Source organism: Methylobacterium sp. E-065 (assembly GCF_022829605.1).
In the GTDB taxonomy this organism is placed as follows: Bacteria; Pseudomonadota; Alphaproteobacteria; order Rhizobiales; family Beijerinckiaceae; genus Methylobacterium.
In genome coordinates this window covers 103404-117611 of sequence record NZ_JAKSYD010000295.1, presented here as the reverse complement: position 1 = coordinate 117611, position 14208 = coordinate 103404, and the positions used below count along the sequence as shown (strand labels likewise).

The following is a 14208-nucleotide window of genomic DNA, read 5'->3' as shown; positions in this document are numbered from 1 at the left end:
GGGAGACCACCGTGAGCACGCGCATCGAGCTGACAGCAGCGGACGGCACCACGGCCACGCTCACCACCTACGGCGCCGAGCCGGTTTCCTGGCAGGTCGGCGGGACCGAGTACCTCTGGAGCGGCGATCCGGCCCATTGGAACCGCCATGCCCCGTGGCTCTTCCCGGTGGTCGGTGCCTCGGCGGGCGGGCAGGTGAAGGTCGGGTCCGAAAGCTACCCGATGGGCCAGCACGGCTTCGCCCGGGATCTGCCCTTCACGGTGGTGGAGCAAAGCGTCGATTCGGTGACCCTGCGCCTGACCGACGGGCCCGAGACTCGGGCGCATTATCCCTTCGCGTTCCGGCTCGACATCACCGCCCGGGTGCGGCCGGCGGGACTCGACTTCGACGTGACCATCGCCAATCCCGGCAACGCGCCCCTGCCCTACGCGCTCGGCTTCCACCCGGCCTTCCCGTGGCCCTTCGCGGGCGGGGCGCGGGCGAAGGATGGCGGTTACGCGGTTGACTTCGAGCATCCGGAGCGGCTGTTCGCCCCCCAGGTCGGTCCCGGCGGCCTGCTGCTGCGCGCGGAGCAGCCGATTCCCCTCTCCGGCGAAACGCTACCCCTCGATCCGGCGATCTTCACCGAGGCCTTCGTGTTTCGGAACGCCCGCAGCGGCACAATGCGCTTCACCGGGCCGGATAAGGCGATCCGCATGGAGATGGCGGATTTCCCGCATCTCGCGGTCTGGACCAAGCCTACGGCGCCGTTCCTCTCCCTCGAATGCTGGACCGGCTACGCCGATTGGGCCGATTTTTCCGGTGACCTGACCGAGCGGGATTCACAGCGCCTCCTGCCACCCGGGGCTGAGGCGCGCCACGGCGTCCGCCTGACCCTGGACGTGTGAGGGTTGCGCGTCTGGGTGGCACGGCCGGAACCGGGCGCGTCGCGGACCGGCGCGGCTCTGGCGGCGCGCGGCCACGCGCCGCTCGTGGCCCCGGTCCTGGCGGTGCGGCCGACCGGGGAACGGCCGCCCGACGGCCCGTTCGACGCGCTTCTGCTCACCAGTGCCAACGCGATGCCGGCCCTGCGGAACGCCGCCTCGCTGCGGGGACTGCCGGTCTTCGCGGTCGGCGCGCGCACGGCCGCGCTGGCGGCGGAGTCCGGGTTCGGGTCGGTGCACGCGGGGCCCGGTGATGCCGCCGGCCTTGCCATCCTGGCGCGCCGGATCCTGCCGCCCGGCGCGCACCTCCTCCACGCGGCCGGGGCCGAGCGGAAGCCGGAGCCTGCGGCGACGCTTGCGGCGGCCGGGTTCCGGGTCGCGATTTTCGTGGCCTACGCGGCGGAGGCGCTACCGGCCCTGCCCGATTCGATCGACCGCGCATTCGCCGACGGAAACCTGGACGCCGTCCTGCATTACTCCCGGCGCAGCGCCGCAATCGCCCACGCGTTGGCGGAAGACGCCGGCCACGGCGGAGCTTTCCGCCGCCTGAGGCATTACTGCCTGTCGGCGGACGTTGCCGCACCCCTGGAAGCGGCGGGTGTTCCGGTCCATTTCGTCGCGGCGTGTCCGCGGGAAACGGACATGCTGGACGCTCTCGCGCTGCTGCCCGGCTTGGCGTGCGGTGACAGGGAGGCCGGGCCGCCGTATCTCGCCCTCGCGCCAAGGGCCGGGGCGGTGCTAGGGGGGCGCGGCGACGCCGAAGAGTTGGAGGACTTGCCCGTGACGCCACCACCAAGCGACGCCGACAAGCCCGGATCCGGCGGCCGCAGACCGGATCCTGCGCCCGCCAAGCCCGGGCCGACCAATCCGTCCGGCGTCGAGACCCGGCCCGGCGCGTCCGCGACCGGCGCGACCGGCGGCGCGAAGCCGGGCCTGTCGGGGCCGGGCGCGAGCCAGCCCCAGCCTGCTGGTGTGATGCCAAGGCCGGCGACCGAGCCAGTCGTCGCCGCCAAGCCTGGAACGAGCGACGCGAAGCCCGAGGCTGGCAAGTCGGCCTCGGCTGTGGACGGCGCCAAGCCATCCACTGGTCCAGCCGCACAGCCGAGCACCGTTAAGCCCGATATCGTGAAGACCCCCGATGCCGTGAAGACTGAAGCGACCGGGATGACCCCGCCCAAGGACACATCCGGCAAGCCCGAGACCAATCCGTCGAGCACGGCGAAGTCGGGATTCACCCCGGCGCCGGACGCCGCCAAGTTGGCCGCTGCATCGGCTTCCGCGACCGCCTCGACCGCGTCGGCTACGGGCGCAACCAGTGCCGCGTCCAACAAGCCGGCGACTGAGCTGCCGAAGCCCGGCCAGCCGGGCGCGGGTCAGCAGACGGGTTCCGGGCCGCAGGCCGGATCCCGTCCGGGCGGAGCACCCACGGGCGCTGCCGGCTCGGTAAGCGCCGGTACGGTCACGGCCGGTCCGATCCTCGACATGAAGGCCAAGCGCGTCCCCGATCCGCCTGCCCCCAGCAAGGGGACGGGTCCTCAGGTGAACGCGGGTGGCAAGGAGCCGCCGAAGGATGCCCCGAAGGAGTCCGTGAAGGGCCCGATCCCGGGTGTCTCCGCCAGCACGGCGGCCGCTGCTCCGGCGGCCCGGGGGCGGGCCGGGTTCGGCTCGCTGGCGACCGCCGGGTTGCTCGGCGGCGTGATCGGCGCGGGGCTCCTGTTCGGCGCCGAGACGGCAGGGCTTGGACCGGATCCGCGTCTCAACGCCCTCGATCAGAAGCTTACCGGGCAGATCGCCGCCCTCGGCACGCGTCTGGATGGGCTCGCGCCCCGGGATGCCGTGGCCGCACTCGATAAGCGGATCGCCACTGCCGAATCGACGGCCAAGCAGGCCCTCGACAAGGCGGGAAGTGCTCCTGCGCCGGCTGTTTCCGCTCCGGATGGCTCCGCCTCCGGTCCGGCCCCGGCGGTGCCGGCCGATCTGGCGGCGCGCCTCGACAGTCTCGATCAGCGCGTGGCCGCGCTTCAAGAGGAGCCGGGCCGCGACCAGCCGGCGGATTCCAAGCTCGGCGCGGTCCAGGATAACGGCAAGCAATTTGCCGATCTCGATGTCCGTTTGAGGGCGCTTGAGTCGAATGGGGCTGACGCGGACGCCTCCAAGAAACTCGCCGCGCTGCAGGGCGAGGTCGAGCAGAAGACCAAGGCGAATGCCGACGCGGATGCCGCCCTCGGCGAGCGTCTCGACGCGCTCCAGCAGACCCTCGAAGGCCGGGTGAAGGCCGCCACCGAGGCGGTTCAGGCGGCCACACAAGCGAGCCGTACCGCCGCCGAGGCGGGGCAGACCCAAGCCGCGGAAGCCACGAAGGCGGTCGACCGCCGGCTTCAGGAGCAGGCCGACAAGATCGCCGCGCTGGACAAGAGCGTGGCGCAGCGGGCCCAGACCGCCACCGTCCAGGCGGCCCTGCGTGTGATCGTCGCTGACCGGGTCGCCTCGGCGCTGGAATCCGGATCGGCCTACGCCGAGCCGCTGGCCAGCCTGCGCAAACTCGATCCCGCGACCGACGCGCAGGCCAAGGCGCTCGCCCCCTTCGCGGAAACCGGTGCGCCCACGGCTTCCCAGCTGGCGGACGCGTTCCGGCCGGTCGCCGAGCGGATCGCCGCCAAGCGGCGGGCGCAGCAGTCCAAGACGGCCGCCGGGAGCGGCGACTTCCGCGCCAAGCTCCTGAGCATGGCCGATGGCCTCGTTCAGGTGCGCAAGGCCGACACTCCGGCCCCGGAGGCCGCCGATCAGCCGGAGGCGAAGGTCCAGGCAGCCCTCGATCGCGGCGACCTCACCGCGGCCGCCACGGCCTTTGCGGCGCTGCCGGCCGAGGCACGGGACGAGGCCGGCGACTTCGGCGCCAAGCTCAAGGCGCGGGCCGAGGCCGAACAGGCCGCGCGGACGCTGATCGGAAACGCCTTCCAGGCGCTGCCGACCGGTGAAGGCTCCGGCACGCCCGCTTCCACCCCCGCGCCCGGCCGCTAGGATTGTGACGGCTTCAAGCCGCGCGTCGCGCGGCCGCAACTCCTCCGGGCGGGCGTGCAGGCGCCCCGCCCCTCCCGCACTGAGCGACCGTCGCCGCGCGGCCGTCGATAGGAGACACTGACCCCATGTGGCGCGCCCTCGCCTTCCTGGCCCTGCTCGCACTCGCCGCCTTCGGGGCGGTCTGGATCGCCGACAGGCCCGGCACCGTCACCGTCGTGTGGAACGGCTACCAGATCGGCACCAGCCTGGCGGTGGCCCTCGTCGGGGTGATCGCCGCGGCCATCGTCCTGGGGCTGTTCTGGGCGGTCGTGCGCGGCGTGATCGGCCTGCCCGAGGCCCTTGTCCGCGGCTCCGCCGAGCGGCGCCGGACCAAGGGCCTCTCCGCCCTGTCCCGCGGCATGGTGGCGGTGGGCTCGGGTGACCGGCTGGCCGCCCGCCGGTACGCTGGAGACGCCGAGCGCCTGCTGGGCACCGAGCCGCTGACCCTCCTGCTCAAGGCGCAGGCGGCTCAGATCTCCGGCGACCGGGACGCCGCCGAGAGCGCCTTCCAGCGCATGGTCGACGACCCCGAGACCCGGGTCCTGGGTCTGCGCGGCCTGTTCGTGGAGGCCCGTCGCCGGGAGGACGAGACGTCCGCCCGTGCCTACGCCACCGAGGCCGCCCGCCTCGCCCCAAGCGTCACCTGGGCCAACGAGGCATTGCTGGAGGCCCAGAGCGTCGACGGCGATTGGGGCGCGGCCCTGGAGACCATCGAGCGCCGCTCTTCGCTCGGTCTGATCGACAAGGCGACCGCAAGGCGTCAGCGCGCCGTCCTGCTGACCGCGATCGCGGGCGAGCGCGAGGCCGGCGAGCCGGAGGTCGCCACCGAGCGCGCCCTCCAGGCCGTCAAGCTGGCCCCGGACCTCGTCCCGGCCGCCTGCATCGCCGGCCGGCTGCTGGCCCGCCGCGGCGACTTCAAGAAGGCGGCCCGCATTGTCGAGGCAGCCTGGAAGGCCAACCCTCATCCCGACCTCGCCAAGGTCTATCTCGGCCTGCGCACCGGCGACTCGGTCCGTGACCGCCTCGCCCGCGCCGAGGTCCTGGCGAAGCTGTCGGTCTGGGATCCCGAGTCGCGGCTTGCCCTCGGTCAGGCCGCCCTGGACGCGCGCGATTACAAGCGGGCGCGAGAGGCCGTGAAGCCGCTCCTCACCGACCGTCCGACCGCGCGGTCCTGCCTGATGATGGCCGCGATCGAGGAGGCCGAGCACGGCATCAATTCCGGCCAAGCCCGCGAATGGTTGGCCCGCGCCGCCCGCGCCCCGCGCGACCGCATCTGGATCGCCGACGGAATCGCCTCCGAGACCTGGGCGCCGGTCTCGCCGGTCAGCGGCCGCCTGGATGCGTTCACGTGGCAGGAGCCGCCGAACACCCTGGCCTCCCCCGCCGTGGTCGATCCGGAAGCGGAGCGCACCGATGCGCCCGCGCCCGTCCTCGTCCCGGCCGCTTCGAGCAATGCCAGTCCTGCCCCGTCGGCGCCGAGCGTGACGAAATCGGACGTCGTCGTGGCGCGCGGCCTCGCTCCGGCACCCGGAACGGAGCCCAAGGCCACCGGGCCGGACCCGGTCTCGGCCGGGATGACGGCGGCCGCGCTGCCGGCCTCCAAAGCCGCCGAGCGCGCGGTGCTCAAGACCGGCTGATCGCGTCCGGGCGGGGTCGGCGAGAGGCAAAATTGGTGGTGCAAGTCTTGTATCGGGGCTTGCAGCCCGAGTGTCTCGCGCGCAAGCGTCTGTACTCGGACGCCAAGACTGTCATGCCGTGGTGGCGCGCCGCTTCCGACCCCGGGGACCCGATCATCCGCCTTCTCATGCCCGCCTCGGACACGCCGTCGGCTCGGTCGATCCCGAACCCCATCCAGCACACCGGGGGGCGGCCGTGACGTTTCTGGAGGATGATGGCGAGCCGCGGCGGCAGGTCGGTGCGCTTCCGTTCCGGTTCGGGCGGGACGGTAACCCGAAGGTCCTACTTGTGACGTCGCGGGAGAGCCGGCGGTGGGTGATCCCGAAGGGTTGGCCGATGAAGGGGCGCAAGCCGTTCGAGGCTGCAGCCCGCGAGGCCTACGAGGAGGCCGGGCTGCGCGGAGCGATCGGCAAGCGGCCGATCGGTCACTATCTCTACCAGAAGCGCCTGAAGAACCTCGACGCCGTCCAGTGTCAGGTGAAGGTCTTCCCGCTCAAGGTTCGCAAGCAGCTCAAGCACTTCCCCGAGGAGAATCAGCGCGACCTGCGCTGGTTCACGCCCGCGGAGGCCGCCGAGGCGGTCGCTGAACCGGGGCTCGCCGCTCTGATCCGCGCGGCCTGCCGCTGGTAAAACCTCCGGATGCGGCGTTGCCAACGCGGCGGCGATCCGTTATGGCCCCACTCGACCGGATGGACACGCCCCCCACGGGGGCGCCCCGGACACCGGCTGCGGTAGCTCAGTGGTAGAGCACTTCATTGGTAATGAAGAGGTCGAGAGTTCAATCCTCTCTCGCAGCACCATTTTCACCCATCATCTTCGACGTTTGACGGCATAGGCTTCATCGGAGTCTGAAGCTCGAAGTGTCACGTCTGCATCGCCGCTCCGGCGTTTGGCGCGGGCTGCGTCCCGAGACTGATCAAAGTCCGGCCCAGGCCGCGTGAACGGGACCGGTCGCCGTATCTGGCTTCGATGCGCCGATGAAGATCACCACCGGGCCGTGGGCGGCGCGACGGGGATCGTAGAAGTCCAGCAGGCCCGGGTTGATCTGCTGTAGGAATTCCGGGGACCGGCCGCTCCGGCGTAGCAGGTGGTCGATCACCACCTGATCGCCGTGCACGGCGTTCGGCACCGGGCCGCAGGAGCCCGGACTCATCCAGCGCTCCGGATCGGCCGCGAAGGTCGTGTAGAGGTCGGCGAGTTCGTCGCCGGACCAGCGCAGCAGCGCGCTGGAGAGGCGGCCCGCGTGGAAATAATCCTCCATGGCGGCAAGGCCCGGCTCGGCCAGGGCATCGGCCGGCCCGGTAAGGACGGTGTCGAGATCGCACAGGAGCGTCGGGCCGGTGCTGACACCGGGGCGGAACGCCTCCATCTTGGCCCACCAGATCGGCCAGTCGTGACGAAGCGGCGCCGTCTCCACGCCCGGGACGGTCACGGGCTGGTCCGTGAGGCAGAGCATGCGATCGAAGGCCGGAGCGTGGCGGCGCATCCCGGCCGCGAGACGGGCGACCCAGGTCGCGTCGTAGCGCCCGCCGCTCTTCAGCACCATGATCAGCGTGGCCATGATGTCAGCGTTCCTGCGGAGATGGTGGGTGCACGCGGATGCGTCCGGCTGCCTCGGCCTCGGCGAACCACGCGCGCTCGGCGGCCCAGGGATGGCCGGGCCAGCCGGCGAATCCGAACCCGTAGGCCTGCGCCGGCTGCGCGTGCGCGGAGCGGCCGAGCAGCAGCGCCAGCGTCACGAGGAAGCCGGTGCTCGGGTTCGGCGTCCCCGATGTCCAGGGCGCGAGCTCGGCCTGCGCCTGCGCGTGCAGGGCCTCGGGCAGCAGGTGGATCGGGCGGCCCAGCGGCTGCAGCAGCGTCAGCATCTCCCGGGTCCAGCAGATCGGTTCCGGCACGTTGTGTGCCACCGGCAGGATCGGGAAGGGCAGGATGAAGGCCTGCGCCGCGCGCACGACGGGACGCTCCAGGAAGCCCCGATCGGCCAGCCATTCCCGCGTCTGACCGCCGCGATTGACCAAAGCGAGGTGCGTGACGCGGCACCCGGTCCCGCCGCCGAAGCCCGCGGCATTGTTGAACCGCACCACGCAATCCGCCGCATCGATCGCCGGTCCGGCCGCGCCGATCCCGGGCGCGTTGCCGACGATCGCGAGGGATCCACTGGCGGGCAGGCCGGGAACAAGGGGGTCGACGTCGGGGGGCACGTGCGGCAGGGGTTTGACGCGGAACAGCGGAGGTAAGGCGCCGGGCCGGCGCAGCCAGCCCTCCGCCGAGCGAGCCTGTCGGGGTGGAACCATGCGCCGCTGTTTCGTCTGCGCGGCCGACATGCTCGGGCCGAGCGACCGGCATCTGATCTATCCGGGCGGGCAGCGCCGAACCTTCTCGCTGGCCTGCGGATCCTGCGGGGTCCTGCTCGCGGCCGGGGCCGATCCAGAGGCGTGCCGGATGCATCTCGCCCGCAGCTTGTCCGAACCCCTCTTCGTATCCGACCCGGCGGCGGCCTACGGGCTCGACCTCTACACCCTGCGCAGCGCCGCGACCGGGCGGCGCCTCGGCACCCGTCCGCTCGACGAGGCCGGCCGCACGGAACTCCGGCACCCCCATGGCACCCGGGCCGCCCGGGCGGCGCTGTTCGCGCTCGAACCGTCCGGCGGATGCCCGGTCTCGCTGGGCCTGCTCTGCCGCCCGGCGGAGCGGGACGAGGTGCTGGCGGCATTGCCGGTTCACGGCGGCTGGGCGGACGATGTCGCGATCCTGATCGACGGGCCGGCGATGGCCGCAGTGCCGATGCCGGTCGCCGGCTTCGCCGAGGGGGCGGTGCGCGTGGCCGCCCGGCCCCTGGACGGGGATTTCGCCGCGCAGCGCAACGCGCTCCAGGGCCTCGCCCGTCACGGCTGGATACTGCAGCTCGATGCCGACGAAGTGCTCAGCCCGGAAGCCGGCCGCCTGCTGCCCGCCCTGGCGGCCATCGCCGAGGCGCAGGGCGTGGCCTCGATCGGCCTCGCACGGGCCAACCGGGTCGACGGCGTGCTGTCGGACGTCTTTCCGGATGTTCAATACCGGCTGAACCGCACAGGCCTGCGTTACGCGGGCCGCGTCCACGAGCGGCCGGTCCTCGACGGCGGATGGCCGGAGAGCTTCATCGCCCTGCACGGGCTGATCGAGCACCGTCTGAGTGGCGCCCATGTCCGGGCGCGGTCGCGGCGCTACGAGGCCCTGGATCCCGGTCGCGGACGCCCGGAGGAGGAGATCGCGCTGCTGCGCCCCTATGCGGACTGACGCACCCGCGCCGCCGCGATTGCCCGTTCGTAGAGCGCCAGAGTCTCGCGCCCGAGGCTTGCCCGATCGAAGCGGCCCGCCGCCGCGAGGGCGCGAGCGCGGTAGGCACGGCGCAGGTCCGGATCTGTGAGCAGCGGGCGCAGGGCCTCGGCCAAGGCCGGCCCGGTGGCGGTCGAGGCCAGGGGGCCGGCGCCGGGAGCGCCCACGAAGGCGCGGGCGCTCGCATCCTCCGCACAGGCGACGACCGGGCGGCCATACGCCAGGGCCTCCTGATAGACGAGGCCGAAGCTCTCGTAGCGGGAGGGGGCGAGCACCGCATGGGAAGCGGCGTAGGCCGCCGACAGGGCCTGCCCGTCGATCCGGCCGCGGGCGCGGACGTGCCGGCGTGCCGCCTCTGGCAGATCGGCCGGGAGATCGTCCGGCGGCACGCCGACGAGGTCGAGCACGAAGGGCGGCAAGTCCCCCCGCGCCTGCTCCGTGCCGAGGAGCGCGACGGCGGCGAGGAGCGCGTCGAAACCCTTGCGCGCCTCCGCCCGCCCGACGAAGAGCAGGCGCAGGGGCTCCGCCGTCTCCGGGTACGGGGCGCCACGGACGGCCGCCGCGACCTCGGGCGGAAGGCTGAGGCCGATCACCGCGGCGGGCTGCCGGCCGGCGAGCCCGTAGGCCCGGGCGACCACGTCGCCGTGCGCGGCGGTGTTGGCGATAAGCCCGGCGCTCCCCCGGACCTGCCGGCGTTCCAGGCGGTCGGCGGTCCATCCGTCGAGGCGATTCCTCACGGAGCCGGCCGGATCGCGGGTGAAGGCGGCCGGTGTCGAACTGCGCGTCACCAGCGGCAGACCCCGATGGCCGGCGAGCAAAGCGGCCGGTGCGTACCAGTTCGTGGCTTCGATCACGTCGAACGGTGCCGCGGCGTGGGCGGCGCGCACGGCGTGCCGGAACGCGAGCGGCGCGGCGAGATGCCCGGCCGAGCCCCAGAGGCGCAGGCGTGCCAGGGGGCTTCCCGGCGGCAGGGCGAGGCCGATGATCGTGACGCCACCGACCCGCGCGTGGCCCGTTCGGTCCAGGGTGAAAACCGTGACCTCCGCCCCCGCTTCGGCAAGGCTCTCGGCGATCTCGCGGGCCGCCGTGGAGAGCCCGCTCGGTGATGGCGGGTAGTCCCAGGCCAGGAGAGCGGTGCGCATCAGGTGGCCAGCAGGCGGTGGTAGAGGGCGAGGTAGTCGCGCGCCATGCGCTCGGCCGTGAAGCGCTCCTCGAATCGGCGGCGGATCCGGGCGCGGTCGAGCTGCCCGATCCGGGCCAAAGCCGCGACCGCCTCGGCCTCGGAGGCGACGATGAAGCCCGTCACTCCGTCCTCGACGATCTCGGGGACCGAGCCGCGGTTCCACGCGACCACGGGGGTCCCGCAGGCCATGGCCTCGATCATCACGAGGCCGAAGGGCTCCGGCCAGTCGATCGGGAACAGGAGTGCCCTGGCACCGCCCAGGAGTTGGCTCTTTTGGGCATCGTCGACGGGCCCGAGATAGGTGGCGTCCGCGCCGAGCAGCGGACGCACCCGGGTCTCGAAATAATCCGGGTTGCCGACATCGACCGTGCCGCCGAGCCGGATCGGCAGACGGGCGGCGCGGGCAACACGGATCGCCACGTCGGGTCGCTTCTGGTCGGTCATGCGGCCCACGAAGGCGACATGATCGTCCGGCGCGGCGCGGAAACCGTAGCGGTCCCGGTCGATGCCGTGATGCACGATGCCGGCCCGGTTCGCGGCCGGGATGCCGGCCGCTTGCGCCGCCGAGATCGCCGCGACCGGCAGATCCGGAAAGCCCTGGAAGAACAAGGCTCGGTCGAGTTCATCGACCCGCCAGTGAATGGTGGTCAGGCTGCGCCGGCGACGCGCGCCCAGCAGCGCCGCGTGCGCGAATTCGCCGTGGCAATGGACGATGTCGAAATCGTCCAGCCGCAGGCGCAGGGCCTCCAGTTGGAGGGCATCCAGGGCGGCCGGTACCCCGGGCGCGACACGGCCGTATTGGCGCTCCAACGCCGCGAGGCTCGGATATTCACCGACGCGCGGTAAGTCTGTCACACTGTCCGAGGAGCTAAATAATGTTAGTTCGACGCCCAAGCTTCGTAGCGCCGTGCTCAGATCATGCACAACCCGCTCGGTGCCGCCGTGATGGGCTGGGGGGACGGGAAAAATGTTCGGCGCGACCTGGGCGACGCGAAGCACGGCAACCTCTTTACATATGTTAAGCCGGAGCCCGGCAATCGCATTACATAAGTTAAGTCATCAGGGCTGTCCGAAAACCGCAGCCTGCGCCTGATGTTCGTTCTGCATATCGCCCTGCAGGGCTGCCTGCGCGGCGACGGCGTCGTCTACGGGCTCACCGCCGATACCGGTGGCCATATCCGCTACCTGCTCGATCTGGTCTCGGCCTCAGCGCAGGATCATGACCTTGCGCGGATCGTGGTGGCGACGCGCCTGTTCCGCGGCCCCCTCGGTGCCGCCTATGCCGTGCCCGAAGAGCCGATCGCCGACAAGGTCACGCTCGTGCGGCTCGCCAGCGCGTCTGCGGACTATTGCGCCAAGGAAGCGATGCACGCCGAGGTTGCGTGCTTCGCCGAGAATCTCATCGCCTGGATCGCCGCGCAGGAGCGGGCGCCGGATCTCATCCACGCGCATTACGCCGACGCGGCTACGGTGGCGGTCCTCGTGGAGGACCGCCTCGGCATCCCCTTCGTGTTCACGGCTCATTCGCTCGGGCGCGTGAAGGCGCGGATGCTCGACGCATCCCCTATCCGCCCCGACCTCGCCCACCGGATCGCCGCCGAGGAGGAGGCCCTGGCCCGGGCCCAGCTCGTCATTGCCTCGTCGCGGGATGAGGCCGAGGTGCAATATGCCGGCTATGCCGCCTACGATCCGGGCCGCGTCCGCATCCTGCCCCCGGGCAGCGACCTCGCCCGCTTCGCCACGGCCCGTCCGAACCCCCGGATCGACGCCGCGATCGACCGCTTCCTGGACGATCCGGCCAAGCCGGCCATCCTGGCGCTGACCCGGCCGGTGGCGCGCAAGAACCTCGCGGCTCTGGTGCGGGCCTATGGCGAGAACCGCGCGCTCCAAGCCCGCGCCAACCTCGTGATCGTCGCCGGCACCCGTGAGGATATCGACACCCTCGACGGCGACATGGCCGCCACGATGCGCGACCTCCTGGTGCTGATCGACCGCTACGACCTCTACGGGCGCGTCGCCTATCCGAAGACCCACCGGCCGGAGGACGTTCCGGCGATTTACGCCCATGCCCGGGCGCGGGGCGGCCTGTTCGTCAACCCGGCCCTCAACGAGCCCTTCGGCCTGACGCTGCTGGAGGCCTCGGCCGCAGGCCTGCCGCTGGTCGCCACCGACAGCGGCGGCCCCAACGACATCGTCGAGACGTGTGGCAACGGGCTCCTGGTCGACCCCCGCGCGCCCGAGGCGATCGCCGAGGCCTGCCTGCGGATCCTGGGCGATCCGGCTCTCTACGCCCGCTGCGTGGCCGGCGGCGCCCGGGCGGCGGCTGCCTACGATTGGGACCGGCACGCCGCCCGCTACCACGTGCTGCTGCGTGCGCTGCTGACTCCGGAGCCGCCGGCTCCGGCACCCCGGCAACTCCTCGTTTGCGATATCGACAACACGCTGGTCGGCTGCGACGCAGCGCTCGGCATCTTCCGCCGGTGGCGGAGCCGGCAGGCGGGGCTCGCCTTCGGCGTTGCGACCGGCCGGTCCTTTCACAGCGCCATGGCGGTGCTGGAGCAGCAGGCGAGTCCCCGACCCCAGGTGATGATCACCTCGGTGGGGTCGGAGATCTACCACCTCGATGCCAACGGCGTGACCTTCACGGCGGACGCCGCATGGCGCCGGACCATCGAGCCGGGCTGGGACCGGCCTGCCGTGCAGGCGGCTCTGGCCGGGCTCGACGGGCTCAGCCCGCAGGGGCCGCTGGAGCAGCGGGCCCTGAAGCTCAGCTATTTCGGCGACCCGGCCGCCGCGCGGCGTGTCCGTGCGTGCCTGGCCGAGGCCGGTCTCGCCGCCCGCGTGATCCACAGCCACGGCCGCTACCTCGACGTGCTGCCGGAATCGGCCTCGAAGGGCACCGCCGTCGATCACGTCCGAACCCTGTACGATCTGCCGGAGCACGCCGTGTTCGTGGCCGGCGATTCCGGCAACGACATCGAGATGCTGGGCGCCCGGGTCCAGGCGATCATCGTGGCGAACTATTCCGACGACCTCGCGAGCCACGCCGCCCTGAAGCACTCCTACGTTGCACGGCGAACCCATGCCCGGGGCATCATCGAGGGGGTCTCGCATTTCCGCCGGATGCTGGCCCATGTCGGCTGAGAAGTCGGCTGAGAAGTCGGCTGATCCCGGGGCGGAGCGCAGTCCGAGCGTCCTGACGCTGGTTCGAAACCGGGCCGACCGGCTGCGCAACCTGATGCGCGGGCTTTCCCGCCAGACCCTGCCGCCGCGTGAACTGGTGATCGCCTGGATGCAGCCCGAGCGCGCGCCGGACCTGCCCGATCCGGGCTGCCCGGTCCGGCACCTCCATGTGCCGGGCGAGCCGATGCCGCTCGCCGCCGCACGCAACCGGGCGGCCGAAGCGGCCTCGGCGGATCTCCTCGTCTTCCTCGACGTGGATTGCATCCCGTCATCCGGGCTGGTCGCGGCCTACGCACAGGCCGCCCGGACGGCACGGGGGCTGTTCCTGGGCGAGGTCCTCTACCTGCCGCCCGGCGCGTCCGACGGCGATCCCGATCCGGCGGCCCTCGACCGCCTGGGCCGCGCCCATCCAGCCCGGCCTGGCCTGCCGGAGACGGGTCTGCGGCCGGAACCCGATGCGGGTCAGCTCTGGGGCCTATCCTTCGCGCTGCCGGCCGAGGCGTGGCGCGCGGCCGGCGGCATGGACGAGGCCTTCCTGGGTTACGGCGGCGAGGAGACCGACCTTGCCGCCCGGCTGGCCGCCTCCGGGCTGCCGACCTTCTGGGTCGCGGGCGCCCGCGCCTACCACCAGCACCACCCGGTCCACGTGCCGCCGCTGCAGCACTTCGCGCCGATCCTCGCCAACGCGACGCGATTCCGGGCGCGGCACGGGCGCTGGTGCATGACCTACTGGCTCGACCAGTTCCGCGCGGCCGGGCTGATCGACTGGGACGCCGACGCCCCCGCGATCCGCCTGATCCGCCCGCCCACCCCGACCGAGATCGCCGCCGTCCTGCGGCCCGACGCCCTGTTCTCCTGAGATCGAAC

10 protein-coding genes, 1 tRNA gene and 1 pseudogene are annotated in these 14208 nt (G+C 72.3%); 8 read left to right on the top strand and 4 right to left on the bottom strand.

The genetic code is table 11. From position 1 onward, the window contains the following. Positions 1–11: 11 nt before the first annotated feature. The 5 genes and pseudogenes from MKK84_RS33815 to MKK84_RS33795 all read left to right on the top strand — a co-directional run bounded on the left by MKK84_RS33815 (position 12) and on the right by MKK84_RS33795 (position 6460). Entirely contained in the window at positions 12–887 is an 876-nt protein-coding gene (locus tag MKK84_RS33815; RefSeq protein WP_243927182.1) for an aldose 1-epimerase family protein, read from the top strand. 3 nt (positions 888–890) lie between these two features. Continuing rightward, a pseudogene (locus MKK84_RS36045) lies at positions 891–1610 on the top strand (uroporphyrinogen-III synthase); the annotation flags it as partial. A 2459-nt stretch (positions 1611–4069) separates the two neighbouring features. Next, positions 4070–5620 carry a heme biosynthesis protein HemY gene (locus tag MKK84_RS33805; protein WP_243927180.1) on the top strand — a complete coding sequence of 517 codons (1551 nt, stop codon included), beginning with the start codon at positions 4070–4072 and terminating at the stop codon, positions 5618–5620. Between the two features lie 235 nt (positions 5621–5855). Next, the gene (locus MKK84_RS33800) at positions 5856–6290 is read left to right on the top strand and encodes an NUDIX hydrolase (protein WP_243927178.1); all 435 of its coding nucleotides are present in this window, start codon (positions 5856–5858) and stop codon (positions 6288–6290) included. Between the two features lie 95 nt (positions 6291–6385). Beyond that, positions 6386–6460 (top strand) — tRNA-Thr (locus MKK84_RS33795). A 116-nt stretch (positions 6461–6576) separates the two neighbouring features. Here MKK84_RS33795 and MKK84_RS33790 read toward each other — a convergent pair. After that, positions 6577–7221, bottom strand: a complete 645-nt coding sequence (locus tag MKK84_RS33790) for a hypothetical protein (protein WP_243927176.1) — start codon at positions 7219–7221, stop codon at positions 6577–6579. Between the two features lie 4 nt (positions 7222–7225). After that, positions 7226–7954: a hypothetical protein gene (locus MKK84_RS33785; RefSeq protein ID WP_243927174.1), complete on the bottom strand. Its 729-nt coding sequence runs from the start codon at positions 7952–7954 to the stop codon at positions 7226–7228. Here MKK84_RS33785 and MKK84_RS33780 point away from each other — a divergent pair. After that, positions 7953–8936 carry a hypothetical protein gene (locus MKK84_RS33780; protein WP_243927172.1) on the top strand — a complete coding sequence of 328 codons (984 nt, stop codon included), beginning with the start codon at positions 7953–7955 and terminating at the stop codon, positions 8934–8936. The genes MKK84_RS33785 and MKK84_RS33780 overlap by 2 nt on opposite strands. On the opposite strand, the gene MKK84_RS33775 is transcribed toward MKK84_RS33780, so the two are convergent. Then, entirely contained in the window at positions 8924–10117 is a 1194-nt protein-coding gene (locus MKK84_RS33775; RefSeq protein WP_243927171.1) for a glycosyltransferase family 4 protein, read from the bottom strand. The two genes, MKK84_RS33780 and MKK84_RS33775, sit on opposite strands and share 13 nt — an antisense overlap. Continuing rightward, entirely contained in the window at positions 10117–11157 is a 1041-nt protein-coding gene (locus MKK84_RS33770; protein WP_243927169.1) for a glycosyltransferase family 4 protein, read from the bottom strand. Before MKK84_RS33770 ends, MKK84_RS33775 begins: the two co-directional genes overlap by 1 nt. Before the next feature lie 93 nt (positions 11158–11250). Between MKK84_RS33770 and MKK84_RS33765 the strand changes: the two genes are divergently transcribed. Beyond that, complete coding sequence (locus tag MKK84_RS33765; RefSeq protein ID WP_243927167.1) at positions 11251–13302, top strand: HAD-IIB family hydrolase; 2052 nt, start codon at positions 11251–11253, stop codon at positions 13300–13302. Continuing rightward, entirely contained in the window at positions 13292–14200 is a 909-nt protein-coding gene (locus tag MKK84_RS33760) for a glycosyltransferase family 2 protein (protein WP_243927165.1), read from the top strand. The genes MKK84_RS33765 and MKK84_RS33760 overlap by 11 nt, the downstream gene beginning before the upstream one ends. Positions 14201–14208: the final 8 nt, after the last annotated feature.

What these genes read in the sequence shown, in the direction of transcription:
- MKK84_RS33805 (WP_243927180.1), top strand. Translation starts at nt 4,070, where the DNA reads ATGTGGCGCGCCCTCGCCTTCCTGGCCCTGCTCGCACTCGCCGCCTTC.
- MKK84_RS33790 (WP_243927176.1), bottom strand. Translation starts at nt 7,221, where the DNA reads ATGGCCACGCTGATCATGGTGCTGAAGAGCGGCGGGCGCTACGACGCG.
- MKK84_RS33780 (WP_243927172.1), top strand. Translation starts at nt 7,953, where the DNA reads ATGCGCCGCTGTTTCGTCTGCGCGGCCGACATGCTCGGGCCGAGCGAC.
- MKK84_RS33785 (WP_243927174.1), bottom strand. Translation starts at nt 7,954, where the DNA reads ATGGTTCCACCCCGACAGGCTCGCTCGGCGGAGGGCTGGCTGCGCCGG.
- MKK84_RS33775 (WP_243927171.1), bottom strand. Translation starts at nt 10,117, where the DNA reads ATGCGCACCGCTCTCCTGGCCTGGGACTACCCGCCATCACCGAGCGGG.
- MKK84_RS33765 (WP_243927167.1), top strand. Translation starts at nt 11,251, where the DNA reads ATGTTCGTTCTGCATATCGCCCTGCAGGGCTGCCTGCGCGGCGACGGC.
- MKK84_RS33760 (WP_243927165.1), top strand. Translation starts at nt 13,292, where the DNA reads ATGTCGGCTGAGAAGTCGGCTGAGAAGTCGGCTGATCCCGGGGCGGAG.